The 14,659-nt window shown below is 58.3% G+C and carries 18 protein-coding genes and 1 pseudogene; 14 read left to right on the top strand and 5 right to left on the bottom strand.

Features of this window, described 5'->3' with window-relative positions; genetic code table 11:
* Window positions 1-350: 350 nt before the first annotated feature.
* Window positions 351-2,891 carry an aminopeptidase N gene (gene pepN / locus HMPREF2526_RS08480; RefSeq protein ID WP_070547003.1) on the bottom strand — a complete coding sequence of 847 codons (2,541 nt, stop codon included), beginning with the start codon at window positions 2,889-2,891 and terminating at the stop codon, window positions 351-353.
* 99 nt (window positions 2,892-2,990) lie between these two features.
* Between pepN and HMPREF2526_RS08475 the strand changes: the two genes are divergently transcribed.
* Window positions 2,991-3,605 (top strand): mycothiol-dependent nitroreductase Rv2466c family protein, encoded by a 615-nt coding sequence (locus tag HMPREF2526_RS08475; RefSeq protein WP_070547001.1) that lies wholly within the window; start codon window positions 2,991-2,993, stop codon window positions 3,603-3,605.
* Here HMPREF2526_RS08475 and HMPREF2526_RS08470 read toward each other — a convergent pair.
* Entirely contained in the window at window positions 3,602-3,973 is a 372-nt protein-coding gene (locus HMPREF2526_RS08470) for a hypothetical protein (RefSeq protein WP_070546999.1), read from the bottom strand. The genes HMPREF2526_RS08475 and HMPREF2526_RS08470 overlap by 4 nt on opposite strands.
* Before the next feature lie 107 nt (window positions 3,974-4,080).
* On the opposite strand from HMPREF2526_RS08470, the gene HMPREF2526_RS08465 reads away from it, so the two are divergent.
* Window positions 4,081-4,554 carry a ribose-5-phosphate isomerase gene (locus HMPREF2526_RS08465; protein WP_046647313.1) on the top strand — a complete coding sequence of 158 codons (474 nt, stop codon included), beginning with the start codon at window positions 4,081-4,083 and terminating at the stop codon, window positions 4,552-4,554.
* Here the strand turns inward: HMPREF2526_RS08465 and HMPREF2526_RS08460 are convergent.
* Both HMPREF2526_RS08460 and HMPREF2526_RS08455 read right to left on the bottom strand, forming a co-directional pair.
* Window positions 4,551-5,381 carry an aldo/keto reductase gene (locus HMPREF2526_RS08460; protein WP_070546997.1) on the bottom strand — a complete coding sequence of 277 codons (831 nt, stop codon included), beginning with the start codon at window positions 5,379-5,381 and terminating at the stop codon, window positions 4,551-4,553. The two genes, HMPREF2526_RS08465 and HMPREF2526_RS08460, sit on opposite strands and share 4 nt — an antisense overlap.
* Window positions 5,382-5,539: 158 nt before the next feature.
* The gene (locus HMPREF2526_RS08455; RefSeq protein ID WP_046647311.1) at window positions 5,540-5,878 is read right to left on the bottom strand and encodes a DUF732 domain-containing protein; all 339 of its coding nucleotides are present in this window, start codon (window positions 5,876-5,878) and stop codon (window positions 5,540-5,542) included.
* Window positions 5,879-6,067: 189 nt separating this feature from the next.
* Between HMPREF2526_RS08455 and HMPREF2526_RS13815 the strand changes: the two genes are divergently transcribed.
* The 6 genes and pseudogenes from HMPREF2526_RS13815 (at window position 6,068) to xerC (ending at window position 9,443) form a co-directional block, all read left to right on the top strand.
* Window positions 6,068-6,397: a DUF6973 domain-containing protein gene (locus HMPREF2526_RS13815; protein WP_371326147.1), complete on the top strand. Its 330-nt coding sequence runs from the start codon at window positions 6,068-6,070 to the stop codon at window positions 6,395-6,397.
* Window positions 6,398-6,652: 255 nt separating this feature from the next.
* Window positions 6,653-6,883: a hypothetical protein gene (locus tag HMPREF2526_RS13250; protein WP_128081833.1), complete on the top strand. Its 231-nt coding sequence runs from the start codon at window positions 6,653-6,655 to the stop codon at window positions 6,881-6,883.
* 160 nt (window positions 6,884-7,043) lie between these two features.
* Window positions 7,044-7,226 (top strand): hypothetical protein, encoded by a 183-nt coding sequence (locus HMPREF2526_RS08450; RefSeq protein ID WP_046647309.1) that lies wholly within the window; start codon window positions 7,044-7,046, stop codon window positions 7,224-7,226.
* 73 nt (window positions 7,227-7,299) lie between these two features.
* Window positions 7,300-7,737, top strand: a pseudogene (locus HMPREF2526_RS08445) (IS256 family transposase); the annotation flags it as partial.
* Window positions 7,738-7,799: 62 nt separating this feature from the next.
* On the top strand, window positions 7,800-7,946 hold the full coding sequence (locus tag HMPREF2526_RS13410; protein WP_168163158.1) for a hypothetical protein: 147 nt from the start codon (window positions 7,800-7,802) through the stop codon (window positions 7,944-7,946).
* 312 nt (window positions 7,947-8,258) lie between these two features.
* The gene (gene xerC, locus HMPREF2526_RS08440) at window positions 8,259-9,443 is read left to right on the top strand and encodes a site-specific integrase (protein WP_070546995.1); all 1,185 of its coding nucleotides are present in this window, start codon (window positions 8,259-8,261) and stop codon (window positions 9,441-9,443) included.
* A gap of 213 nt (window positions 9,444-9,656) precedes the next feature.
* Here the strand turns inward: xerC and HMPREF2526_RS08435 are convergent, their stop codons facing one another.
* Window positions 9,657-10,049 (bottom strand): helix-turn-helix domain-containing protein, encoded by a 393-nt coding sequence (locus HMPREF2526_RS08435; protein ID WP_070546994.1) that lies wholly within the window; start codon window positions 10,047-10,049, stop codon window positions 9,657-9,659.
* A gap of 193 nt (window positions 10,050-10,242) precedes the next feature.
* Here HMPREF2526_RS08435 and HMPREF2526_RS08430 point away from each other — a divergent pair, with 193 nt between their 5' ends.
* From HMPREF2526_RS08430 to HMPREF2526_RS08405, 6 genes are all read left to right on the top strand, one after another.
* Window positions 10,243-10,449: a DNA-binding protein gene (locus HMPREF2526_RS08430; protein WP_246819881.1), complete on the top strand. Its 207-nt coding sequence runs from the start codon at window positions 10,243-10,245 to the stop codon at window positions 10,447-10,449.
* A 96-nt stretch (window positions 10,450-10,545) separates the two neighbouring features.
* Window positions 10,546-11,499, top strand: coding sequence for a lambda-exonuclease family protein (locus tag HMPREF2526_RS08425; protein WP_070546989.1), 954 nt, complete (start codon window positions 10,546-10,548; stop codon window positions 11,497-11,499).
* A 10-nt stretch (window positions 11,500-11,509) separates the two neighbouring features.
* On the top strand, window positions 11,510-12,361 hold the full coding sequence (locus tag HMPREF2526_RS08420) for a hypothetical protein (RefSeq protein WP_070546986.1): 852 nt from the start codon (window positions 11,510-11,512) through the stop codon (window positions 12,359-12,361).
* A gap of 253 nt (window positions 12,362-12,614) precedes the next feature.
* A complete protein-coding gene (locus tag HMPREF2526_RS08415; RefSeq protein ID WP_070546984.1) occupies window positions 12,615-13,280 on the top strand; it encodes a hypothetical protein in 666 nt (221 codons plus the stop codon).
* Between the two features lie 9 nt (window positions 13,281-13,289).
* Entirely contained in the window at window positions 13,290-13,613 is a 324-nt protein-coding gene (locus tag HMPREF2526_RS08410) for a hypothetical protein (protein ID WP_070546982.1), read from the top strand.
* Between the two features lie 56 nt (window positions 13,614-13,669).
* The gene (locus tag HMPREF2526_RS08405; RefSeq protein WP_070546979.1) at window positions 13,670-14,635 is read left to right on the top strand and encodes a hypothetical protein; all 966 of its coding nucleotides are present in this window, start codon (window positions 13,670-13,672) and stop codon (window positions 14,633-14,635) included.
* Window positions 14,636-14,659 lie beyond the last annotated feature (24 nt).

The raw sequence follows: 14,659 nt of genomic DNA, 5'->3' as shown, positions 1-14,659 counted from the left end.
GTTTGCCGGTAAAGCGGGTGGGGCCGAAGTACACTTGGTGCAGGCCTGCGAGTTCGGTGGCGTCGGCTGGGTCTGCACCGAGCGCGCGAAGCTCATCGGGTGTGCCAGGTATGTTTTCCACCAGCGCAATCCCCAAGTTGCGGAGGCGGAGGTAGGTTTCGATATCCCCCATGGGCACGAAGATTAAAGCAGCACCCGCAGCCTCGCAACCGGAGGAACAAAATCCCTGCTTAGAAGGGATGCGTCACGTGTAGTGGGGAGATTGTGGATCACAGGTCGGGATAAGCGCCAAACACGGGCTCGGAACTGGCATGAGAAAAGCCCCTCAGGGGAGGGGCTAGATGCGTGTGCTAACCGCGGTCGACGGCGCGGTTGCGCAGGGCGCGGGCGAGGCGGTCACGCTGCTCGGTCACGGCGCGGCGCAGGCCACCGGCCAGATCGCGGGAGAGAAACTCATCGGCGCGGTCGAGGGTCTCCTGGCTGACATCCCAGCGCGGGAACAACCCGGTCACCGTGGTCAAGGCAATCTCGTTGGACTGCGCGGACCAGATCTTTTCCGCCACGTCGAAGAACTCTGCACTCGGCAGGAGCTCGTCGGCGCCTACGAACGTCAGGCCCGCCAGCTTCGACTCCAAGTCGCGGTTGCCCAGCTCACCGGCGACAATCTCGTCCCACACCGCGCGCTTGTTGTCCTCGGTGTTTACGGCGGCCAACGCCTTAAGCGAGGCCTGGTAACCCGTCGCGGTGTTATCGCGGTTGAGTTCCTCAGCCACCGCCGTCATGGCGGCGCCGGCGGCTTCGGGGCCGGTGACGTCGGCAAGCGAGCCATCGGCGATGAGCGCAGTGAGCGCCTTCCAGCGTAGGCCCGCATCCGAGGAAGTCTGAAGGAGCTCCTGGAAGAAGGTGCGGGAGGCGTCGTGAAGCTTGATGCCGGCCAGCGCCTGGGTGAAGACGATGGAGCGCGCGGTGTCATCGGAGCGGGCGCCGTCAAGGAGGGCGTCGGCAAGCTGCGTATCCTCCTTTGCCCACTCCGGGTCGGCGTAAGTGGACTGGGCCATAGCGGCCTGGGAGAGGATGCGCTCCAGCACGGCGAGCTCGGTCTCCGCCGCCGCACCGCGGGCCACGAGTGCGACGAAATCGCGGGCGCGCATCGAGCCTGCGCGGGTCATCTCCCACGCGGTGGACCAGCACAGAGTGCGGGCCATGGGGTCTTCGAACTTGTCGACATTCTCCAATAGGAACTGCAAGGAACCGGCGTCCAGCTCGATGAGGCAGTAGGTCAGGTCATCGTCGTTAGGCAGCACAAAGTCGATGTCCGCCTGCTTGCGGCCAATGAGTTCCGGAATCTCGGTAAAGGCGCCATCGATATCCATCTCGATGCGCTCGGTGCGCACCACCTTCTCTCCTTGCAGGGCGTAGACGCCGACGGCGACGCGGTGGGTGCGCAGAGTATCGCCACGTTGGGTGAGATAGGCCTGTGTGATGGTGCCGGACTCGTCCGTCTCCAACGCCACACCCAGAGTGTTCACTCCCGTGGTCTTCAGCCACTGCTGTGCCCAGAAGGACAGGTCGCGCCCCGAGGCCTCCTCGAGGTGGCGCAGCAAATCCCCGAAAGTAGCGTTGGCCCACTGGTGCTCCTGGAAGTGGCGGCGCACGCCAGCGAAGAAATTCTCGCGGCCCACGTACGCCTGCAACTGCTTCAGCACCGACGCCCCCTTGGCGTAGGTGATGCCGTCGAAGTTCTGCTCCACAGTCTCAATATCGGAGGCATCCGTGGAAATCGGGTGCGTCGTGGGCAGCTGGTCCTGCTGGTAGGCCCAGGCTTTCTCCACGTTGGCAAAGGTCACCCACGCGGTGTCGTACTGGGTCTCCTCCGCCTGGGAAATCGCCGCCGACCAGGTGGCGAAGGACTCGTTGAGCCACAGGTCATCCCACCACTGCATGGTCACGAGGTCACCGAACCACATGTGCGCCAGCTCGTGCAGAATGGTGTCCGCGCGGCGCTCGTACTTGTAGTGCGAGGCTTGCGACGTAAAAACATACTCGTCGCGGATGGTCACGCAGCCGGCGTTCTCCATTGCGCCGGCGTTGAACTCCGGAACGAAAATCTGGTCGTACTTGCCAAAGGGGTAGGCAAAGCCGAAGTTGCGGTGGTAGAAATCAAAACCCTGCTTGGTCTCCGTGAACAGGCGCTCGGCGTCGAGCGAATCCAGCAGCGAGGGGCGGCAATAAATACCCAACGGCACCTCAACGGTTTTAGCAGGCGAGCCCTCCGGGTGCTCCGCCAGCGTGCCCGTCCACGTATCCGTCACGCCCACATACGGGCCCGCACACAGAGCAATCAGGTACGTCGACAGCGGGTAATCCACCGCCGCGCGCACGGTGTTGCCTGAACGCGTGATGGGGGAGTTCGTAATCACTGTCCAGTGCTCCGGAACCTCAAGAGCCAGCGAGTACGTAGCCTTCAGATCCGGCTGGTCAAAGCAGGCGAAGACGCGCTTGGCGTCGGCAGTCTCGAACTGGGTGTAGAGGTAAGCCTCGCCGTCGACCGGGTCGACGAAGCGGTGCAAGCCCTCGCCGGTGCGGGAGTAACGAATCTTCGCCACGACCATCAGCTCATACTCCGCCACCTGCAAACCAGACAGCGGGATACCGTACGTCGGGTCATAAGCACTGGTGGGCAGGGGAGCGCCGTTGAGGCGGACCTCGAGAAGCTCGTCACCGCGCAAGTCAATGAACGTCGAGCCAGCTTCCTTCACCCGGAATGTCACCACGGTCGTGGAAGTAAAGAACTCGTCCCCGGTGAGGTCGAGGGCGACGTCGTAGTGGCTTACCTCCAGCATGCCGGAGCGCTGCTGGGCTTCCTCGCGGGTGAGGTTAATCGAGGTCATGTAGGTTACTCCTCTTCGTCGGTGATTAAGTCTCTGCACCAGCGTAGTCACACGCCTAGGGTGGGGTGCCACAGACTACACAAGCAAAGGAGATTTACTGTGGCCCAACAAGTAACCTTCTGGTTCGACTGCTCCTGCCCCTTCGCATGGCTGACCTCGCGCTGGATTAAAGAGGTGGAGAAGGTCCGCGATATCGAGGTGACCTTCCAGCCGATGTCCCTCTCGGTGCTCAACAAGGGCCGCGACTTGGACCCGGAGTACATGAAGATGATGGAGGCCAACTGGGGCCCTGCCCGCGTAGCAGCCAAGATTGCCGTGGAGGCCCCGGACAAGGTCGACGCCTTCTACACCGCCATGGGCACCCGCATCCACACGGAGGGCCAGGGCGGCAAGAAGGGTTACGGCGCCTACGACGACATCATCAAGCAGGCGCTTGACGACGTCTCCCTCCCCTCCACCTTCGCCTCCGTGGCCAACACCGAAGAGATGGATGAGAAGCTCACCGAGTTCCACAACCGCGGCATCTCTGAGGTCGGCGATGAGGTCGGCACCCCGGTGGTGAAGTTCGGCGATACCGCCTTTTTCGGCCCGGTCATTACCCGCGTTCCCACCGGCGAGGAAGCAGGCGAGCTTTTCGACGCCTCCGTGCGCCTAGCCCAGTTCCCCTACTTCTTCGAACTCAAGCGCTCCCGCACCGAAGCTCCGCAGGTTTAGCGAGTTCGATTCTGCGTCGCTGCTACGACGACGCAGATGAGGACGATGGGGGTGAGCACGAAAGCAGGAAGTCCTGCGATGTTGATGATTGGGAGGTAGGCCTGCGCTTGAAATTCCTCCCACGCGGCGACTACCCACGTAGCCCATGAAGCGCCTGCGAGGAGTGCAAGCACACCGGCGGTGATCCCAGCTGCACGGTGTGGCTTCTGGGCTATCCACCACGCGCCCACCCCGAGGTGAGCCACGGTCATCACGATCGCCATGACCAGGGGCCGGAGGAAGCTGCGTTCCGTGAAGAAACCTGCGGCGAACAAGCCGGCGCCGATGAGAAAAGCTATGAAGTATAGGCTGGCCACGCGTCGTGTCATGGGTATGAAAACCTCCTCTTGTGCGTGAGTGGCCCCAAGCGTAGCAAGCGCACGCTATTAATGGCAGGGCTCAGCGGGGAGTCGTGCTGCCCGCTAAGATGTGGGCCATGCGCGTTTATTTAGGAGCAGACCACGCAGGGTTCGAGATGAAGAACATCATCGCTGAACACCTGAAGAAGCAGGGGCACGACGTCATTGACTGCGGTGCCCACGAGTACGACGCCGAGGATGATTACCCGGCATTTTGCATCGAGGCCGCGCTGCGGACCGTCAACGATCCGGGCTCGCTCGGCATCGTGCTCGGCGGTTCCGGTAACGGCGAGCAGATCGCTGCGAACAAGGTGAAGGGCGCGCGCTGCGCCTTGGCGTGGTCCCCGGAGACTGCACGCCTAGCCCGCGAGCACAACAATGCCCAGCTCATCGGCATTGGCGGCCGCATGCACTCCGAGGAGGAGGCGCTCGCCATCGTTGATGCCTTCCTAGATCAGGAATGGTCCCGTGCTGAGCGCCACCAGCGCCGCATCGACATTCTTGCCGAGTACGAGCGCACCAACATTCCGCCGGAGCTTCCGGAGGCTTAGTAGTTCATCTCCTTGGGGTGAGTGCCGCCGCGGCCCTCTTCCCCGAGGTCGAGATCAGTAATCGCAGCCATCTCGGATTCATCAAGCTCGAAGCCGAATACATCGAAGTTCTGCGCGATGCGCTCCGGGTTTTCGGACTTCGGGAACACGATGACGCCATTTTGCAGGTGCCAGCGGATAATCACCTGAGCGGGGGAAACGCCATATTTCTCGGCGGGCTCGGTGATTTCCGGTTGCTCAAAAAGATCTGTCTTGCCCTGGCCTAGTGGGCCCCAGGCCTCGATGTGTACTTGGTGGGCGCGGAAGGCATCGAGCTCGCGCCAGCGCTGCAGGTAGGGGTGCAGCTCCACCTGGTTGACCACGGGGGTTTCATCAGTCCGGGTTTCCAGCTGGTCCAGGTGCTCCAGTTCGAAGTTGGAGACGCCGATGGACTTGGCCTTGCCGGCCTTCTTCAGCTCGATAAGCTGTTTCCACGCGTCGACGTACGTGCCATTGTCCGGGCAGGGCCAGTGGATGAGGTAGAGGTCCACATAGTCCAGTCCTAGCTTTTCCAAAGACTCGTCGAGAGCAGCGGCGGCATCAGTCTGGCGGTCATTCCACAGCTTCGTGGTGATGAACAGCTCTTCGCGCGGGATGCCAGACTTAGCAATCGCGCGGCCCACGCCTTCCTCGTTGCCGTAGATGGCAGCGGTGTCGATGTGGCGGTAGCCCACCTTGAGGGCTTCGAGGACCAGCTCTTCGGTCTTGTCGGGGTCAACCTTGAAGACACCGTAGCCGAGCTGGGGAATGGTGTTGCCGTCGTGGAGTCCGATATTGGGTACTGTCATGCGGCCCACTCTACGCAGGGCGGGGTCATCCGTGCAGAAAAGATGCAAGGGAGACCGCATAACAAAGAAAGCCGCACCAGCTGCAAGAAAACAGACGGTTAGTGCGGATACTTCTTGGGAGACTGAACGGCGATTAAACCGCAAAATCAATGTGGCGTTTATCTGGCCAGCTTTCCGATATGCTCCGGGCACGTATAAACCGTGGAAGCCGCCACCAGTTCAGATGCGTTTATATAGTTAATGCCGTCCATCGTTTCCTCCACAGCGTTGATTAACTGACTTCCGGGATTCCCGCTGGCCATGCCATCGCACACGATTGTAGAAATTCTACCGATTAGTTCTGGTTCAATGTTGATTCCCTTGTCTGAAAGATACTGAGTTGCAGCAACATTGCCACCACCCACTTCGGACGCGCTACCTTCTTCTATCGCATCCTCCGGTATAGCGAATGCGATAGCTACGATGGACGCGGTTGCGATAATCGCCCCCGCTAGCATGCTCAGGATGATATGCCACCAGCGGAGTCGTCGACCACTTTTTCAGGAGCGGGGCTTTGGTATTGGGGTGGGGCGTTGTAGGTCATTGTCAGCTTTCCTTGAGTGATTGCTCCGCAGCAATGTTGCGTTACGCGACATTTCGCGGATGCTCTCGCCTTCCGCCGCGCTTAGCAGGAGAGTTGCGAGGATTTGAGAGAGGCAGCCACAACCGCGAGTATGGAAGCGCAGAACCGGTTTCCTGGCGCCGCATCACTCCGCAATGGAAAGGGCGATGCTTTTCGGCACTGCTCGTGGAATGCCCTGATGACGATGAGAATCGGTGCAGATGCAGCTGAACGGATTGCTACTAACCACGAAACTGTCGCTCAGGGGCCAGCGGATGAGACCAGCATGAACCTGTATAACAATGCCCAAGGTCGATTTCTTGGATCTGCTTTCGCAAGTAGTGGCGACGAAGCTTCTGCTCTGAACCAGTGCGCCCTCTGGGCTAGAATTGGACTGCTATCTATACTTTCCTAGGATAGGCACGAGAAGGGAGTTATGTTTATGAGACGCATGATGGCGCGGATAGGGTTCACTAGTATTGTCTCCCTATTACTCTCCTCTTGTAGTTTTGATGACCCATTGGCTTCTCATCTCGCGTCCCTAGGACGATCGGGACATGCGATCCCCGTTACTGAGTCCATCACACTGGAGGAACTCTACGGACCAGAGTGGACTGAGTTTTCGCTCGTGTGCCCATACACTCCGTATCAAACAGTCAAAGAAACACTTATGGCTGATGATCCCCCTGTTCCAGAACACGGCTTCTCCGATCACGAAAACTTCCTCTTTCTTAGAGGAAAGGGCGACAGCGAACAATGGGTGAAGTTCTCTCGAGAGGCTCTCGATCTGTGTTCTCCATCAAGTCCGTCTTCTTTAATCATGGAGTCAACGTCAGTTGCTCTCAGTTTTTCTCTGGATAATCCGGGTAGTGCTTGGATTCTAACCGGCTTGAACAAGTAGTCGTATGGGCTCGCTGCTCCTGGGCAGTATCGGGAACACTCAGATTGGGGTCAGCGTGCACGCGACGACCGATGCAGCATCCTGTTTAATAAAGCACTTATAGAAAATATTTTCTAGTGATTGCGCATGCGCGTCCACCACTAAGGAAAGACTGATACCCATGAAACCAATCAATGATCTACTCGCTACTCACGGTGTGCCTGTTTATGATCCTGACGATGCAACCTTAAGTAGTGGCGAGCACGCCCAGGCGATCATCGTCGCGGCCTTGAACGAGCAGTGGGATCGTCTTGACGGTGGCCAGCAACGGAGCATCGTGAAGGGCCTGACCCCCGGAAAGTAGACACGTCGGGGGTTAGCTATGCTGCTCGGGTCAGTGTAGCTGATTGGAGCGCTTCGAAGTCACCGGTCGCTGGACTCACACCTGGACTCATGCCAGCGTGCGCAAGACCTACAACAGTCTCAACTACCTCTGGCGCAGCAACCTGCTGTTTGTCTACCTCAACCCACCCGATGGAGTCCTTGACGTACACCGGATCAAGGCCACCGCCAACAGCCTTGAAGGCGGAATCAACTCCCAGCTGAAACTACTAGCACGCACACACCGCGGAAGACGCGGAGAACACCAACGACGAATGCTGGAGTGGTGGCTGTATCTAAAAACAGAACTGCCCGACGACCCCGTAGAAATCGCCAGACAGTCCAAATGGGGCCAGGACCAACTCGCCAAAGTACAAACCCTGACCCACAACGAGAACCAAGCCGACCACGAAACAGGACGACCAGCCCTCTACGACAACGCTATCGACACCAACTACAACCATTCAATCGGCATCCAAAAAGGCCAAATCTAGCCCCAGCGACACGGGCCACGTGGAACGGTATCTTGCAGCAGCGTTGCCAATTCCCGGGCCTTGTGCTCAGGACCTCCCGCCTGGAGCTGGTGTTGCTGACGGACGAGATAGTAGGGGAGGCACTAGGCAGCTCCGAGTACACCGACCTCATGGAGCATATCTGCACGGCGTACACGATGGCGGACTTCGATTATGAGGTGAGCGGCTAGCCCGGAGCCTTCAGCTACCAGTTCAGCTACCATGGCCCCGAGTACAGGCCAGTACAAAATCAGCCCCACTCCCTGTTTGTGCAGGTAGTAGGGCTGTTTAGCTTGGAGGGAATGACGGGAATCGAACCCGCGTCTTCAGCTTGGAAGGCTGAGGATACATGTTGTATTATGCAACAATTGTAGCCATTTCCGCAGGTCGTGGAAAACGCTAAAATGTTACCCAACGTGACACGTACGGCCCTGTAGGGCTGGGGTTGGTTCACATTTTGGTTCACATTTCACGCCCTGTGAACCACCGAAAAAGGGGAAGTCATGCCGCAGGTTCGCAACATCGGAGACCTGAACTTCAACAAACAACGCCAGTCCTACTACCGCATCCTCGACCTAGGCCACCGTCCTAACGGGAACCGCTGGCGTATTCGGGTTGAGGCCAAGACAAAGCAAAAGCTCGCAGTCCGCGTGAAGGCCAAAATCGCGGAACTAGAAGACGGTACCTACCAAGCGGGCACCACCCCCACCCTTAATGAGTGGTGGGCCTATTGGTGTGACAATATTGCCTATCATCGTGTGCGGCCCCGCGTGCTCGATAACTACCGCAGCTACGGGCGAAACCATATTCCGCACATCGGGCGCAATCACATCGACAAGCTCACCCCAGAGCACGTGCGCCACCTACACAAGAAGATGCGGCAAGGTGGTGCCAGTGACCGCACCATCCAAGCCGTCCACGCCACCTTGTCTAAGTGCCTCAAAGACGCGGTACATGAGGGCAAGATAGCCGTGAATCCCTGTGACCGCATGGACAGACCCAAAGCTAATAGTGTGCCGCGTGAGGCCTACTCAAAGGCGGAGGCTAAGGCCATTCTCACGACCATGGCAGGGGATAGCCCCATGATGTGCGCCAGGTGGGCACTAGCGCTGACAATGGCCGTACGCCAAGGCGAATGCTTGGGTCTGGAGTGGGACAGGGTAGACCTCGACCGTGGCCTAGTCGATTTGTCATGGCAGGTGCAGCGCATCCCCTGGGCACACGGGGAGGGCTGCGGATGTGGCAGTAAGGTCACAGCGGCGAGGTGCCCGAAGCGCCGCCCGGATGTGGCACCAGGTTATGAGCATCGCCCGTGCCATAAGGGATTGTGGTTTGTGCGTCCGAAGACGGCGCGGTCTTCACGTGTGCTGCCTATGTCGAATGCTTTTAGGGCCGCGTTGGGGGAGCTATACCAGGGGCAAGAATCGGGGTTGGTCTTCCACGATGAGGGCAAGCCCATCTTGAATAAGGCGGATGATGCGGCGTGGTATGAGCTGTGCGAGCGCGCTGGGGTGCGCAGGATGGTGCTTCATACGGCGCGCCATACGGTGATTTCGCACCTGTTGGATGCGGGTGTGGATGCGGAGCTAATCAGGCAGTTTGCTGGGCACTCAACGCTGTTGTCTACGCGGCACTATCTGCATTCGTCTGAGGATGCGATGCGCGACGCGCTAGGAAAGCTGGGCTAGGCGGGGATAAGCATTGTGGTGGTGATGGTGGGGGCACCATCCATGATGTGGGCTACGGCGACTGTCCATGTTTGTTCGAATGATGGGCTGGGGGTGTTGCCGTAATCTCGCCATGCTTTGGTGACTTTGGTGGCCTGTTGCGGGGTCAGATGGGGCGCAGGTTGCGTGATTCCAGCTTGGGGGACTACTAGGAGGTCATAGGTGTTTGCCAGGCTATTTACCACTTTCATTCTGTTTGTTCCCGTCTTTGAATTCTTTGACCAGTTGCTCGACTAACTTAGCCTGCGAGTTGGACAGGGTGGTTATATCGACGGTTCGAACATTAGCACTCTTCGAACGAATGTGTGATAAATCGGGCCATTGTGATTTATCAATCCCAGAGGCCACCAGCGCCTCCACGGGGTCAATATTGAGAACTGCCGCGAGCTTTAGCACCATTTCCGGCTCCGTCTCGAACCGGTTGCCGTTGTATCGACGGCCCCGCTCCAATTGCACTACCCAACTACGGTCACGGCCCATCGCTTCGGCAAGTTCCGCCTGGTTCATACCGGCCCGCTGCCGCTCTAGGCGTACCAACTCTGACAGATTAAAAATACTGTTCGCCATGACAACAAATGTAACCCAATGTGACATTTGCACGTAATGACATGCACGTAACTACAGCACGGTGCAACAAAAGTTGCGCGCCTGTGTCACCTCATGTAACATTACCTATGTCGCCACAACGGCTTATATCCCCACTTGGCGACACCACCCAACCAACTGCCAAAGGACACACACCATGCCAGAAAAGCGCTACATGAGCACAAAAACAATGGCCCACATGTACGACGTATCGGTGGACTTCATCACCGACAACATCAAGGCCGGAAACCTCACAGCCGTCAACATCTCCAAAAGCGTTACCCGACCCAACTGGCGCATCCGCGTAGAAGACGCAGACGAATTCTTCAACTTCCTCGCACACCGCGCCGAAATTGAGGAACGCAAACTACTCACCGCATAAAAAAGAACCTGCCACACAAGCACGGGAACTGCCATTCCCAAAAGTGTGCCGGGGCAGATTCAACACGCATCCACCCAACCAAGGAAGGAAACGCATATGCATAATACCACATGCACACAACCTAGGGCACCAATCATCCCAGGCAGCAGTCAGCACGCCACGCTAGTCACCGGCTCGAAAGTCGCCACCATCCTAGGTATCAGCCCCTACAAGACCACCGTAGAGCTCTGGCACCAAATGCGTGGCGAAGCCGAACCCGAAGAAGCCACCACCGCAATGCTGCGCGGCACCATCCAAGAATCCAGCATCCTCGCCTGGTTCTTCCAAGTGCTTCGCCCAGACATTGAGCAGGCCAGCGGCGAAACCACGGTCACTAGGCCTGACTTGCCATGGGCCGCTGCGAACCCCGACGCGGTAGGCAACGAAGACGGCAACACCATCTTCGTAGAGGCCAAAAGCATCGCACGGGCCAAGAACTCCGACGGCATCCACACAGAAGCGGACGAATGGGGCGAACCCGGCACCGACGAAATCCCCCTCTACTACTACGTGCAAGTCCTGTGGCAAATGCACATGACACACGGGCCGGAGGGGGAGAGCGTTAATCGCACCTACGTAGTCAAACACGGCCCATGGGTAGACCAGTATGACGTGTACCCCATCGACTACAACCCGCAAATGGGGCACACGCTGGAGACAAAGACCAAGGCATTCTTTGACAGTCTCACCCTCCCACAGTGCCCATATCCCATCGAAGACCGGGCCGGGATACACAAGTTCTTCGCCAAGCTCAACCCAGACATTGAACCGGATTATGAGTGGGAAGTCAGCCAATGCGATGCCGTTGACTACCTCACCGCAAAGACCGACCGCGCAGATGCCCAAGCCCGTGAAGACGGGGCGAAAGCCCGAATCCTCAAGGCAATGGGAACCGCAAGGACAGCCACCTGTAACGGGCACACCATCGGGTACCGGCGCGCCACCAAGAAGGGCGTGAGCCTGTATCCAGCCCAAAACCTCCCAACCATCAACCAAATCACTACCAAGTAAGGAACACACCATGTCTAAGGAAATTGCACGCACTCAAGACCACCTGAATGAGATGATGAACTGGTCTCGTGCCATGAGCCAGGGAAACCTCATGCCACGCCAGTACCAGGGGAACCCCGCAAACCTCATGTTTGCTGCTGAGTATGCCGATGCTTTGGGTATCTCCCGTATCCACGTGCTCACGTCCATTGCTGTTATCAATGGTCGCCCGTCCCCGTCCGCTGACCTCATGTCCGCTATGGTGCGCCAGCAGGGGCACAAGCTGCGCGTCACCGGTGACGATACCTTTGCTGAAGCGGTGCTAATCCGCTCCGATGACCCGGAGTTTGAGTACAAGGCCCGCTGGGATGAGGCTAAGGCCCGTAAGGCTGGCCTGTGGGGCAATAAGGGGCCGTGGACGTTGTACCCGGCTGCGATGCTGCGTGCCCGCGCTATCTCTGAGGTGGTGCGTATGGGCGCATCCGATGTTATGGCCGGTGGTATCTACACCCCTGAAGAGGTTGGCGCGGTAGTGGATGAATCAGGCCACGTTGTAGAGCAGCCCACCCAGTACCAAGCCACACGCCAAGCCCCAGCACAGCAGCAGGGGAATAGCGCCCAGGAACGCCTAGCAGATGCCCTAGGGGCCGCACCTGCAAACACGGATGGGGCAGACGTGTGGGCCGACCGCATTGCAGAAGCAAACAGTGAGGATGACCTCATGAAGTTGTACGCCACCGCGTCTACTAACCCGGAGTGGGAGACGGCGATTAAGCCTATGTTTACCGCCCGAAAGAATCAGCTGAATGCGGAGGCTGTGGAGGATGCGCCGCTGGAGGCTGAGCTGGTAGAAGACCAGCCCGCTGAGGGCGAAGCCGCCTAACACGCCAGATGCGGGGAGGGGCATCCGCTAACCACACCCCACAAGCCATATTCACCGGGCCTGCCAGCCCCAAACGCACACCCAACCAATGAGCAAAGCACCATACTGTAACCGACCCAACTGCCAAAACAAGACCTACCGCTCTGACGGACTATGCGCCAAACACGCCTACCAACAGGGCAAACTACGCCCTAACCACCCGGTAGAAGAAGCCCAAAATATCATCCAACACCTCACAGATAACGGGTGGAGCATGAGGGCCATCGCCAAAGAATCCGGCCTCAATCAAGGATGCCTCCACCTCATCACCAGCGGCCCACAAAAAGCTACCCACCACACCACCATCCGCAACCTCAAAAAGCTACCCACCACACCACCATCCCACATCGGATACACCCCCGCATGGCCCTATGAGCGCCGCCTTCAATCACTACAAGCAGCCGGATACAGCACCTCAAAGCTCGCGGAAATCAGCGGACTAAGCCACGCCCTCATCTGCAAAATCACCCTCAACCGCGCAGATTGGGTAAGCCCCGAAACCGCGAAAAAGCTCACCACCATGTGGGAAAACCTCGCAACAAAGCCCGTTATTGGCCCGCCTACCAAGACAGCAACGCGCCGCCTCTGGGAAACACCCATGATGTGGGATGACATAGATGACCCCCATGAGCAGCATCCAGAACCGCGCACACTGATACAGCTCACCAAACGCGAATTGGGCTTTGCTGAAAGCATCCTCGACTACTACGAAAACAAGCCCTGGCCACTCAAAAGACAGCGCAGAACATTCAGACGGCTCGTGGAAAGCGGTCACACCACTAGCCCAACGCTGCGCCTTATTTACCGCGAATACACCCGCGTAATTACGGAGCGCTCCCGCGAAGCACGTAAACGCAAGACCATTGGACAAGCAGCCTAGGAGGCCACGATGCAGCTCATGATTGATATTGACCCGCGTGACGCGGCCTACCTAGCGGAAATCGCTATCCACCGGGGGTGGAATGTGGCCGCGCAAAAAGCTATGGCGCAGCTCGCCGCGACAGGGGAACCATTCACCGCGCACGACTTTCGGGAGCTACTAGGGGATGCGAAGCCGCACCACCCCAACACCATTGGCTCATTCTTTCGTCACGCACGCGCCGACGGCCTCATCAAGCCGACAGGCCGGTTTGTGGAATCCCGCACCCCGTCTCGTCACGCGGCAGCAGTCCGCGAATGGGTAGGCACGAATCCCCGCATCACAAACTTGTAATTACAGGGGCCGGTTACGCAAGTGACAACCCCCCAACCGCTAGAGGAACACCACTAATGCCACGCATCCGAAGCATCAAACCCGAATTCTGGGACTCCCCATCGACCGCCCGCGCAGACCTCGCAGTGAGGCTGGTCTACATCGCCATGTGGAACTGGGCAGATGACTCAGGCCGGGGTACCGCAAACCTGAAAGAATTAGAGGCTTTCTGCTTCCCAAATGATGATGTGGCGGAGCTTCCGCGCAAGAGTCGCGGAAATTCCGCGCATAGTGCCGGAAGTTGGCGGAGCTTTGCGGAGATATGCGGAGAGGTCGCGGAAGCCTACGGAATCAAGTTCTACCGGGTGAATGAGCGTCCCTACTACGTAATCCCCAATTTCAAGGAGCACCAGTCGAAAGACTTCCGCCCAAAGTCGAAGTATCCGACCGAGGAAGAGGGCTATTTCTTTGATGTGACCAGTGGAAACGCGATTGGTGGTGTGGATGATGATAACCCGAACGCCGGAGACTCCGCGCATAGTGCCGGAAATTCCGCGCCTACCGCCGGAAAAACCTCTCTAGTAACAGGGGAACAGGGTAACAGGGGAACAGGGGAAAACACTTGCTCATCCAAAGATGAGCGTGTGAGCGCCAACACCTACCCAGAAGCCTTCGAAGAATTCTGGCGCGCCGTCCCATCCGAGAAAAAGACCGGCAAAAAGAAAGCCCTCACCCAATGGCGCAACGCCACCAAAAAAATCACCAACGATGAACTAATCAACCACATGCGCCAACACGTGCAACACCACCGGGCGCGCAACGGTAACTGCCAATACATGCAAGACCCCGAACGGTGGTTAAGAAACGAACGCTGGGAAGACGAACTCACCCTCCCCCCACAACCTGCCACCACCATCCCCGGCAGGCTCAGTAACGCCGAAACCATCCGCCAACTCGAAGCCCGCAATCAACAAACCCAACCCACCCAACCAACCAACATCGAAGACTGGTTCCACCAGCAAGCCATAGGAAACTGGACCTGACCCCTGTTTGGTAGACACCTGATA

The sequence above is a fragment of the Corynebacterium sp. HMSC070E08 genome, from assembly GCF_001808895.1.
Lineage (GTDB): Bacteria > Actinomycetota > Actinomycetes > Mycobacteriales > Mycobacteriaceae > Corynebacterium > Corynebacterium hiratae.
This window is presented reverse-complemented; position numbering and strand designations above follow the sequence as displayed.